The 11,216-nt window shown below is 46.7% G+C and carries 13 protein-coding genes; 6 read left to right on the top strand and 7 right to left on the bottom strand.

Annotated elements, in window-relative coordinates:
* Positions 1-151: 151 nt before the first annotated feature.
* Entirely contained in the window at positions 152-1,423 is a 1,272-nt protein-coding gene (gene punC / locus BM607_RS05620; RefSeq protein ID WP_063882977.1) for a purine nucleoside transporter PunC, read from the bottom strand.
* 115 nt (positions 1,424-1,538) lie between these two features.
* On the opposite strand from punC, the gene punR reads away from it, so the two are divergent.
* From punR to BM607_RS05650, 6 genes are all read left to right on the top strand, one after another.
* On the top strand, positions 1,539-2,441 hold the full coding sequence (gene punR, locus BM607_RS05625) for a DNA-binding transcriptional activator PunR (RefSeq protein ID WP_011846842.1): 903 nt from the start codon (positions 1,539-1,541) through the stop codon (positions 2,439-2,441).
* 362 nt (positions 2,442-2,803) lie between these two features.
* Entirely contained in the window at positions 2,804-3,463 is a 660-nt protein-coding gene (locus BM607_RS05630) for a Bax inhibitor-1/YccA family protein (RefSeq protein ID WP_006081638.1), read from the top strand.
* 69 nt (positions 3,464-3,532) lie between these two features.
* Positions 3,533-3,922 (top strand): sulfurtransferase complex subunit TusD, encoded by a 390-nt coding sequence (gene tusD / locus BM607_RS05635; RefSeq protein ID WP_071939859.1) that lies wholly within the window; start codon positions 3,533-3,535, stop codon positions 3,920-3,922.
* 14 nt (positions 3,923-3,936) lie between these two features.
* A complete protein-coding gene (gene tusC, locus BM607_RS05640; protein ID WP_063882974.1) occupies positions 3,937-4,293 on the top strand; it encodes a sulfurtransferase complex subunit TusC in 357 nt (118 codons plus the stop codon).
* Positions 4,293-4,574 (top strand): sulfurtransferase complex subunit TusB, encoded by a 282-nt coding sequence (gene tusB, locus BM607_RS05645; protein ID WP_006081641.1) that lies wholly within the window; start codon positions 4,293-4,295, stop codon positions 4,572-4,574. The genes tusC and tusB overlap by 1 nt, the downstream gene beginning before the upstream one ends.
* Positions 4,568-4,906 (top strand): TusE/DsrC/DsvC family sulfur relay protein, encoded by a 339-nt coding sequence (locus BM607_RS05650; RefSeq protein WP_006081642.1) that lies wholly within the window; start codon positions 4,568-4,570, stop codon positions 4,904-4,906. Before tusB ends, BM607_RS05650 begins: the two co-directional genes overlap by 7 nt.
* Positions 4,907-5,049: 143 nt before the next feature.
* Here the strand turns inward: BM607_RS05650 and BM607_RS22245 are convergent, their stop codons facing one another.
* The 6 genes from BM607_RS22245 to BM607_RS05680 all read right to left on the bottom strand — a co-directional run.
* A complete protein-coding gene (locus BM607_RS22245; RefSeq protein WP_006081643.1) occupies positions 5,050-5,172 on the bottom strand; it encodes a hypothetical protein in 123 nt (40 codons plus the stop codon).
* A gap of 19 nt (positions 5,173-5,191) precedes the next feature.
* On the bottom strand, positions 5,192-6,478 hold the full coding sequence (gene serS / locus BM607_RS05660) for a serine--tRNA ligase (RefSeq protein WP_071939860.1): 1,287 nt from the start codon (positions 6,476-6,478) through the stop codon (positions 5,192-5,194).
* Positions 6,479-6,496: 18 nt separating this feature from the next.
* Positions 6,497-6,871, bottom strand: a complete 375-nt coding sequence (crcB, locus tag BM607_RS05665; protein WP_006081645.1) for a fluoride efflux transporter CrcB — start codon at positions 6,869-6,871, stop codon at positions 6,497-6,499.
* Positions 6,864-8,195: a replication-associated recombination protein A gene (locus tag BM607_RS05670; RefSeq protein ID WP_071939861.1), complete on the bottom strand. Its 1,332-nt coding sequence runs from the start codon at positions 8,193-8,195 to the stop codon at positions 6,864-6,866. The genes crcB and BM607_RS05670 overlap by 8 nt, the downstream gene beginning before the upstream one ends.
* An 8-nt stretch (positions 8,196-8,203) precedes the next feature.
* Positions 8,204-8,830 (bottom strand): outer membrane lipoprotein chaperone LolA, encoded by a 627-nt coding sequence (gene lolA, locus BM607_RS05675; protein ID WP_011846837.1) that lies wholly within the window; start codon positions 8,828-8,830, stop codon positions 8,204-8,206.
* 56 nt (positions 8,831-8,886) lie between these two features.
* Positions 8,887-11,216 (bottom strand): DNA translocase FtsK 4TM domain-containing protein (locus BM607_RS05680; RefSeq protein WP_249269554.1); only part of this gene is annotated, 2,330 nt, incomplete at its 5' end.

The following is an 11,216-nucleotide window of genomic DNA, read 5'->3' on the forward strand; positions in this document are numbered from 1 at the left end:
GAACCCTAGGTGGGCTATAAACCCACGCCGGTTTTCAAGACCGGTGCATTAAACCACTCTGCCACCCCTCCGAACGAGGCGCATAATATAAGTAAGTGTGTTGACTGTAAAGCACTAACTCTCAATTATGCGCCGATTGTTGCTATTACACTCAATCCGCTGGATTTTGCTTCACATCGGCCACTATGCCAACACGTGCGGGATCTGGCTTAGTGAAATGTTTGGCAAAATCGCCCCACCCTTGTTGGCTCTTCAGCACATAGCCGACCACAACTAAGATAGCGCAACATAGGATGCCCCAACCGATCGCTACTTCACCTAGGCTTGCCCACATAGCGACTAAGCTAGATGCACCAAAGGCAATGCTGATCTGCAAGAAATTCTGTAATCCTGCGGCCTTAGCGGCATTCTGACTAAACTGCTGTAGCGCGCTGTTCACGACTATCGGGTAAATGGCGCCATTAGCTGCGGCCAAAATAGAGAACGAAATAAGCAGTGGGAAAATCGTGCTTGCTGGGAAAATCAGCGTGAACATGATGATCGAAATAACGCAGGCTGCGAAAATCGACAACAAGATATTCAGTGTTTGATGCCCGCCAATGCGTTTTATCAGTAACTTACTCGCATAACCACCGACAATAAACATGATGGTTTGTGGGATAAAGCTAAGGCCGATTTCAGTTGGCAGATAGCCGTGCATTTCCATCACAATCGGCCATACGGTTAGATAAGCAAAGAAAGCACCGGAACAGGCGCCGAAGATCACGACGTTGCCTAAATAGCGGGTGTTTTTCAAAATTTGCCCATAAGATACCGCAGCATGTTCACTGTGTGTATGCTGACGCTTGCCTGGCACAAAGTACAAGGTCATCAATATCAGTAGAAAAGCGATAACACACAAAGAGATAAAGATTGCACGCCAGCCTAATTCGTTCAGAATGTAAGCGCCAAGGATCGGTGCTAATGCAGGCGATAATGCGACCAGTGGCATAATGTTACTGAAAATACCTTGGGCTTTATCGGCATCATATTGTTCCACCACAATCGCTTGCCAAATAACCCCTGCACTACAGGCGCCAATCGCTTGGAAGAAGCGCGCGGTATTGAGCATTAGGATAGAATCACTGTTGGCAATAAACACGCTGGCAATGGCAAACACCACTAGGCCAAAGATCAGTGCCCAACGTTTGCCGATTTTATTGACTAAGGGGCCATAAAGTAGCTGACCTAAGGCAAGACCCGCCAGGAAACAGGTCAGCGACATCGCGACCTGTGATGGGGTACTGTTAAGTGAGCCTTCAATTGCTTTGAAAGCAGGCAAATACATGTCAGTGGCAATAAAGCCGAGCATGCTCAACATGGCTAAATAGAATAGAAACATAAAGAACTTTATGTTTACAAAGGTGTTACTAGACGTTTTCATAAAATAATCGGGTCGGATTGACTAAAGCGTGCAGTCTAATGACTTGTTAAATCTATTGGAAACGTTTATTTTTGACTTGTGCTATCAATTATTTTCATTGGAACGGACGTCAGCTATGCTCTCAGAACAAGCGCTAGAACTCATAGATATTGTGGCTCGTGTAGGAAGTTTCACCGCGGCGGCGAATCGGCTGCATAAAGTGCCCTCTGCCGTGAGCTATGCGGTCAAGCAAATAGAAGAAGAACTCGGCGTCATTCTTTTCGAACGTCATCATCGCAGCGTAACCTTAACCCCTGCGGGTGAACATTTTGTTAAGCAAGCCAGAACTTTGCTTACGCAGATGGACGAGATGAAGCGTGGCACGCAGCGCGTAGCAAACGGTTGGCAACCGACCTTGTCTATCGCGCTGGATAATATCGTCCGTGCCGATAGGATCAGCGTATTGATTGCTGACTTCTATCGTCATTTCCATGATATTGAATTGATTATTCGCATTGAGGTCTTTAACGGGGTTTGGGAAGCGCTCGCCACGGGCCGCAGTGACATTGCAATTGGTGCAACAACCGCAATTCCGGTCGGCGGCGTGTATCAATATAAAGACATGGGCGATATTGAGTGGGCATTTTTAGTCAGCAAAAATCATCCATTGGCCAATATTGACCGTCCGCTAAGCGACGATGAGCTGCGCCCTTTCCCCTCGATTTGCCTAGAAGACACCTCTCGGGAAATTCCAAAACGTATGACTTGGTTGCTCGAAAATCAACGTCGCCTCGTTGTACCCGATTGGATCCGCGCCATTAACTGTTTCCGCGAAGGTTTAGGCGTTGGTTATATGCCAGTGCACTTAGCAAGTGTGTTTATTAAAGCGGGTGCGCTGGTTGAGAAACAGCTAGAAAATCCTAAGCAGACCAGTCCATGCTGTCTCGCGTGGAATGCCGACAAGATGTCGCCTGCGCTCGCTTGGGTACTGGAATATCTGGGCGATACTGAAAAATTGCATAAAGAGTGGCTGGCTTAAGCTTGGTTTAAACTCAATATGCTGATCTAGTCCTTATACTCGGCATTGGCTGTAACTGCGCCTAAGTTCAGCAGGCCTATTTATCAAGCCAATTAAGTTTTAACCAAGCATTCATGTGCTTAGTAGATAAAGATACGGATGCAGCCATCTCAATCCTAAACGCTTAGCACTTAAGATTGATATGTGAGATGAGGCAAAATTTTTAAGATTAACAATTTGTTATTCATGGTTCTATGACTTTCACCCGTATCTCAGGTACGGTATCATTAATGCAGTTAAGTTCGTTTTAGGATTTTACGGGAACTTAGTGTGCTGTAAAAAATCAAAATGATCAGTTCGGAAATGTGTCAACGGAGATCAACATGACCCAAGAAACCTTATATTCGACAAGTGCGTCAACACTGGAAGTGAACAAACTTCTTAAAAACACTTATATGCTGTTGTCTATGACATTGGCCTTCTCTGCCCTGTGCGCTGGCTTGGCAATGGCATTAAATATCAGTCCATTACTCTCCATTGGCTTATCCATTGGCGGCCTAGTGCTGTTGTTTGTAACCTTACGTAAAGCCGAATCTGCAGCGGGTATCTTCTGGGTATTTGCCTTTACTGGTATGGAAGGCGCGTCACTGGGCTACATGCTGAATCACTACGCTGGTATGGCAAACGGTCCACAGCTGATCATGCAAGCACTGGGGTTAACGTCAGTGATTTTCGTTGCCTTATCAGCCTATGCGGTGACCACTAAGAAAGATTTCTCTTTCCTACGTGGGTTCTTGTTCGCTGGCTTGATTGTGGTGATTGCCGCTGCCGTAATTAACATCTTTATGGGTAACAGCATTGCCTTTATGGCGATTAACGCCGGTATTGCATTATTGATGACAGGTTTTATCCTGTTTGATACTAGCCGTATTGTGAACGGTGGCGAGACGAACTACATTCGCGCAACTATCTCATTATACTTAGATTTCTTAAACCTCTTCATCGCGCTGTTGCACCTTATGGGCATAGGCAACGATGACTAATCCTAGTTAGCGATTTTTAGCTTAACTTGCGTTAGAATGGCCCTACTTTTAGGGCCATTTTTATTTTAAATGAGCAAATTTATTATCCAAGTGAACGGGCCCGCTTATGGCACGTCGGCGAGTGTTAACGCCTTACGCTTTGCCCAAGCTGCACTTTTGGCTGGGCATCAGATTATCTGTGTGTTTTTTTATCAAGACGGCGTGTATAACTCCACAGATTTAAGCTTACCCGCCTCCGATGAAAACGATGTGATCAGTGACTGGAAACAGCTCGCGCAATCCCATCAGTTCCCGTTAGTCAATTGCGTTTCAGCAGCGCTGCGCCGTGGGATTGTAAGCAAGCAAGATGCCAGCGAGAATGGCCTGAGCCACTGGAATGTGGGCGAGTCATTTATCATGGGCGGTTTAGGCGAGCTTGTCACCGGCATTGAATCGGCCGATCGTTTGATCAGTTTTTAACTCTCAGGGTGACTATGAAAAAATTGTGTATCCTATTTCGCTGTTCGCCACACGGTACTGTTCGTGGCCGCGAAGGTTTAGATCTCGCCCTGCTGAGCGCCAGCTTTGAGCAAGAAGTGAGTTTAGTGTTTGTCGATGAAGGTGTGCTGCATTTGATTAAAGATCAACAGCCTGAGCTTATTGGTGCTAAAGATTACATCTCCACCTTTAAAGCACTGCCGCTGTACGATATCGAGTCGGTATTTGTCTGTAAGCAATCCTTAGCCGACTACGGCTTAAGCCATGGCTTACTGTCAGTTCCTGTTACTGTGGTCAACGATGAGGCCATCGCTGCCCATTTAAAACAGGTTGATGAGGTCTTAGTATTCTGATGATTTTACATCATATTCAAACATCTCCCAGCCGAGATAGTGCGTTGAAACTCTGCTTACGTTACGCCTGTAAGGAAGATGCGATTCTACTATCGAGCGATGGCGTGAACGCGTTACTGCTGCGTCAATGGGCAATGGCATTATCGCCCTTCAAGCTGATGGTCTTAAAAGACGATGTCGTCGCTCGAGGCCTATCTGAGCGTTTAAAGAACGTGACGCTTATCGATTACAATGAGTTTGTGGCTCAATCATTACTCCATGACAAGGTGATAACGTGGTAAATCCATTGCAATTTAATGGCGCAGAAATCGCCCGTGACCATCAAGGTTATTTAAAAGATCTCAACGATTGGCAACCGGATATGGCTTTACTATTGGCGGCAGAAGAGCAAATCGTGCTTACGCCCGCCCATTGGGAAGTGATTAATTTTGTTCGCGATTTTTATCTTGAATACAAAACGAGCCCTGCTATTCGCGTATTGGTCAAAGCTATTGGCCAAGCTTTAGGGCCAGACAAAGGCAATTCAAAGTACTTATATACCTTGTTCCCTATTGGCCCAGCAAAACAAGCTACCAAAATTGCGGGCTTGCCAAAGCCAGCTAAATGCATTTAATCGTATAGGTTAAGTCATCGCACTTAACTCAATATCGAACGTAAGGGTCAAATGTGAGCATTGAACATCAATGTGGCACAAACAAAAAGGCATGTTCCCTTGGGAAACATGCCTTTCTTTTTACTTGAACAAAGTTAATAGGGTTATTTGACGTTTTCTAACACAACCCAGACGGCTTTGCCTATGGTCGCCAACATCACCGCAAAAAATACAGCAATGACAGCGGTATAGGAAAGCCAACGGAGATAGCGCTGGCCTTTATCCATAGTATTATTTTGCGTTCCATTAGCCTATTTTAGTCAAGCCGCCCATGTAGGGACGCAGCACTTCTGGGATTGTGATACTGCCATCGGCATTTTGATAGTTTTCTAAAATAGCCACTAAGGTACGACCCACAGCTAAACCGGAACCGTTTAAGGTATGCAGTAACGCGGGCTTATTATCAGCTTTCACGCGGTAACGTGCTTGCATACGACGGGCTTGGAAATCCTTCATGTTTGAGCAAGAAGAAATTTCACGATAAGTGTTTTGTGCCGGTAACCAGACTTCGATGTCGTAGGTTTTGCTTGAGCCAAAGCCCATATCACCAGTACATAAAATCACAGTACGGTATGGCAGACCTAAACGTTGCAATACAGTTTCAGCATGACCTGTTAGCGCTTCGAGCGCCGCCATTGAATCTTCCGGCTTAACGATTTGCACCATTTCAACTTTATCGAACTGATGCTGACGGATCAGACCGCGAGTATCTTTGCCGTATGAGCCCGCTTCGCTGCGGAAACATGCGGTATGCGCGGTTAATTTAATCGGCAGCTCGTCTTCATCAACAATGCTATCGCGCACTAAGTTGGTTAATGGCACTTCGGCCGTTGGGATCAAGCTTAAGCCTTGGCCTTCTTCGGTGGCAGGTTTAGTGTGGAACAAGTCTTCACCAAACTTAGGCAGTTGACCTGTGCCCAGTAAGCTTGCTTCGTTAACCAGTAACGGCACATAGGCTTCGGTATAACCGTGCTCTGTGGTGTGCAAGTCCAGCATGAACTGACCAATGGAGCGGTTTAAGCGGGCAACTTGGCCTTTCATCACGATAAAACGTGAGCCAGTGATTTTCACTGCATTTTTAAAATCTAAACCGTTTAGGCCTTCGCCTAAATCGATATGATCTTTAATTGGGAAATCAAACGTGCGTGGCGTGCCCCAGCGGCGAACTTCAACGTTCTCCGTTTCATCGGCACCGATTGGCGCGGATTCGTCTGGCAGGTTGGGCATCGACATGGCAATGGCATTCACTTCTTCAAGCACGGCCGCCAGTTCAATCTTTTTGGCATCCAGCTGTGAACCTAAATCGCCCACTTGCGCCATGATCGCGTCAACATCTTCACCACGGGCTTTAGCTTGGCCAATGGATTTGGAGATGGCATTACGCGACGCTTGTAATTCTTCGGTAGCCACTTGCAGTGACTTACGCTTTTCTTCTAATTGAGTGAGGTGAGCTATGTCTAAAATAAAGCCACGGGTGGCCAGTCGCTCAGCGGTAACTTCTAATTCGTTGCGCAAAAATTTAGGATCTAACATGTGATATATTCTTAATAGTTAAATGCGAGAAAAAACCAGTTGCTGACCTAAGTACACCATGAATAAACATAGACTTAGATTCAACACCACATTCAAAGTCGCCTTCAGCCAATCCCCTTCTTGCAGCAGCAATAAGGTTTCATTAGAGAAAGTCGAAAACGTTGTCAAAGCGCCCAACAGGCCGATACCGATCAGCGCTTTGAGTTCTGGGCTGATATGACTCATTTGCCCCAGTGCGTAAATTACGCCCATTAAAAATGAACCGAGGACATTAACCAACAGTGTACCAAAAGGAAAACTGCTGCCAAATACTTGGATCATGAATATTGAAATAAGATAGCGAAAAACAGCCCCAATTGAACCACCTAGCGCCACAAGTAAGAGATTATTCATATCTTTTATGCTCGCTGGCTTGATCTAACTGGGCTAATTGCGCCAACTTATCTTTGATTCGCTTCTCGAACCCTCGCTCAGTCGGAAAATAAAACTGCGCTGTTTGCAGGGATTCGGGGAAATAATTTTCACCACTGGCATAGGCATTGGCTTCATCGTGGGCATATCGATACCCTGCTCCCATGCCAATGTCTTTCATTAATTGAGTCGGTGCATTGCGTAAATGGTGTGGCACTTCGACTTGCCCAGTATCGCGAGCTAACTCACGCGCGGCCTTAAATGCGGTATAGACAGCGTTACTCTTAGGCGCACTGGCAAGATAAACAATGGCTTGCGCTATTGCTCGCTCACCTTCGGCTGGGCCGACACGGTGAAAACAATCCCAGGCATTAAGCGCTATGGTCATCGCCGCAGGATCGGCATTGCCGACATCTTCAGAGGCAATTGCCAGTAAGCGCCTTGCGACATACAGCGGATCGCCGCCGCCTTCTAATATTCGACAAAACCAATACAGCGCCGCATCGGGTGCTGAGCCGCGAATTGATTTGTGGACGGCTGAGATTAAATCGTAAAATTGATCGCCATTTTTATCGAATCCAGCAACTTGATGCCCCGCCACTTGGATCAACATCTCAGTGGTAAAGGTGCCGCCATCGGCGAGCATATCGCTCATCAACTCAATAAGATTTAACGCTTTACGGGCATCACCATCACAAAGTTGCGCCAGTGTGGTGAGCACATCGGTTGGCATCACAAATTGGCGTTGGCCTAAGCCGCGCTCGGTATCGCTTAAGGCTTGAGTTACTATGTGGGCTATCTCATCATGGCTTAAGCGCTTGATAAGATAGACACGTGCCCGCGAGAGCAGCGCATTGTTGATTTCAAACGACGGGTTTTCAGTGGTCGCACCGATAAAAATCACAGTGCCATCTTCAATAAATGGCAGAAAGGCATCCTGCTGGCTTTTATTGAATCGGTGGACTTCATCGACAAACAATAACGTGCGTTGACCACGGGATTCAGCCACGGCTTTCGCTTGCTCAATCGCCGCGCGAATGTCTTTGACGCCAGAGGTGACCGCAGAGATGCGTTCAACGTGGGCATTTGAATAATGTGCTATTAATTCGGCTAAGGTCGTTTTACCTGTGCCCGGCGGCCCCCACAACATCATGGAATGGGCGCGTCCCGCTTCCAATGCTTTGCGTAGCGGCTGGCCTTCACCCAGTAAATGTGCTTGGCCTATGTACTCGGCGATCGTTCTTGGCCGCATGCGTGCGGCCAAGGGACGAAAGTCTGGGGCGAAATTAAAGGATAAACTGCTCACGCTATTGCCTAGTGCGCTGTTTTACGACGTTGATCATCAACATCGACATTGTCAGGCAGCACAAAGCTGAACAGCGCTTTGTCTTTATCAGTAATCGCTTGCTGATTGCTCAAATCAAATTGGCTCAAATTACCTTTGTCATCGGCAACATTAAAGTTGGCTAACTGGGCATTTTTGAAACACACCTTGACGGACAATATGCCCGAATCAATCGCCTTAGGTTTGATCTCATAGCAGTCTTGTTGCTTAGTGACTGAATACTGTGACCAAGTGGCATCGTCGCGGTGGACTAACAAGGCGATAGGCGAAGCATTGATAGCCTCGGCAAAATCCATGATGACCACTTCTTCGGCGAAGGGATTGTAGATCCATAAATCTTTACCATCAGCGACAATTTGCGATTCATCTGGCTGAGTTAAGTGCCAATAAAACTGATTTGGATAGGCCAATGCAAAGATACCAGAACCCGTCTGAATGACCTTTTTATTCACGTCAGTGACGGTTTGTTTGAAATCGGCTTTTAGTGATGCAGTACCAATCAGTTTGTCTCTGAGCTGCTGTGCATCATCGGCAAACACAGCCGCGCTAAATAGCAAAGGTGAAGCTAACAACACAGCGCATAATCTTTTTTTCATTTTATTCCTTACCCTGTAAAACCCTTGGGTGTATCAAAGCCACGCCTCAGCGCGGCTTAATAATGTTTTGGTGCCGGCGGCGCTAAGACCTCACGGTTACCGTTGTGGCCTTGAGCCGAAACGATACCTTGGGCTTCCATCTGTTCGATAATGCGCGCGGCACGGTTATAACCAATCTTAAATTTACGCTGTACGCTTGAAATCGAGCCGCGACGAGTTTCGGTCACAAAGGCGACAGCTTCATCGTAGAGTGGATCATATTCTTCATCGGTTTCTGCAGTTTCACCCGGAAGTAAGACTTGCTCGCCATCGCTGGCACCATTAAGAATTTCATCGATATATTGCGGTTTACCACGGGCGCACCAATCGGCAACGACGCGGTGAACTTCATGGTCATCAACAAAGGCGCCATGGACACGGTTCGGAACCGCAGTACCCGGTGGTAGGAATAACATATCCCCCATACCGAGTAAGGTTTCAGCACCCTGTTGGTCTAAAATGGTGCGCGAATCGATACGCGATGATACTTGGAACGCCATACGTGTCGGAATGTTGGCTTTAATCAAGCCAGTAATCACATCCACTGACGGTCTTTGGGTTGCCAGAATCAAGTGTATGCCTGCTGCACGGGCCTTTTGCGCGATACGGGCAATCAACTCTTCAACTTTCTTACCGACAATCATCATCATGTCAGCAAATTCATCGACCACGACAACAATCGATGGCAGCTTATCTAACGCAGGCGCTTCAGGCTCCATGCTGTCGGATGACTTCCACATAGGATCTAAAATCACTTCGCCATTGGCTTTCGCTTCGGCAATTTTGGCGTTATAACCCTTAATGTTACGCACGCCCATCATAGACATTAGCTTGTAGCGACGTTCCATCTCGCCCACACACCAGCGCAGTGCATTGGCGGCTTCTTTCATATCGGTAACCACTTCACAGAGCAAATGCGGAATGCCTTCATAGACAGACAATTCCAACATCTTGGGATCGATCATGATAAAGCGCACATCTTCTGGGCCAGACTTATACAGTAAGCTGGTGATCATCACGTTTACGCCCACAGACTTACCAGAACCAGTGGTACCAGCAACTAACAAATGCGGCATTTTTCCAAGGTCAACCACGACTGGGTCGCCGGCAATATCTTGACCTAACACCATAGTTAAGTTGGATTTACTGTCGGTAAAGGCGGCGCAATCTAACACATCGCGCATAAACACGGTTTCACGGAATTTATTCGGCAATTCGAGTCCGACATAAGCCTTGCCTGGGATAACTTCAACCACGCGCACACTTTCAGCCAGCAGTGAACGGGCTAAATCCTTCGACAGATTAGAAATTTTTGACGCTTTAACGCCAGGCGCTAATTCTAATTCGAAGCGCGTGATCACAGGACCTGGATACACACCCACCACATTGGCGATGATGTTGAAATCGGCTAACTTCACTTCAACTAGACGAGCGACTTGATCTAACTCTTCTGGGCTGATCGGGTTTTTCTTACGGTCTGGCACATCGAGCAAATTGATGCTGGGTAACGGGTCCATTGGTTTTTTCGGCGCGGGTTTATCTTCTTGTCCCGGTAACACCACAATGCCATCCACAATCTTCGCTTTTTGATCTTGCTTCTTACGCTGGGCTTGATTCACGGCACCCGTTGAGGCTTTTGTATCAAAATCAATGACGTCATCATCGGTAAAGCCTAAGCTTTCATCGTCATCTTCCGCCAAAGTTTGGCTGTTAAACACTGGCTCATTGTCGTCGTGATCGAATGAATGCGAATTGAAATCGGCTCTTTCTTGCTCATCATTTTTTGCATGTTGAGGTTCGGCTAACCAAGGTGGTGCTTCAAAATTGCCATGGGCGGCAAAATCCTCTTGATCGATTTGAGGTTCAACCCTTTGTGCATTTTTGCTTTTACTGCCATTCAAACTCAAAATTTTTGCAAGGGCCGATAGCTTGGTTTTTTGCGGCGCAGCTTCTTCAGTATTAATGCTTTCGGTAATAAACCCATCTTCTGCTGCAGTAGACAGGGTTGGGGTTATTTCGGCTCTGCGGCCAATATGACGTTCACGCACCTTTGGCGTGGCAACGACTGGCGGCTTTTCAAGCACGTATTGTGATTCGCGGCGCTGTTTAAACTTATCGACCACAGACATAAAACCACGGGTATCTTCGGTTTCACGCTCACGTTTCATCGCTTGCGGTAATAATTTAAGTTTCTTATAAATCCAAATAGAGATTAAGCCGATTTTCTCGACCACGGTCAGCCAGCTGATCCCCGTCAACAGGGTAAAACCTGAACCTAAGAAGCACAGCAGCAATAAGGTGGTGCCGAGTTTATTAAAATACGGCAGCATGGCTTGGCCGATCACAT

It is taken from the genome of Shewanella sp. SACH, from assembly GCF_001887095.2.
Taxonomy (GTDB): domain Bacteria; phylum Pseudomonadota; class Gammaproteobacteria; order Enterobacterales; family Shewanellaceae; genus Shewanella; species Shewanella baltica.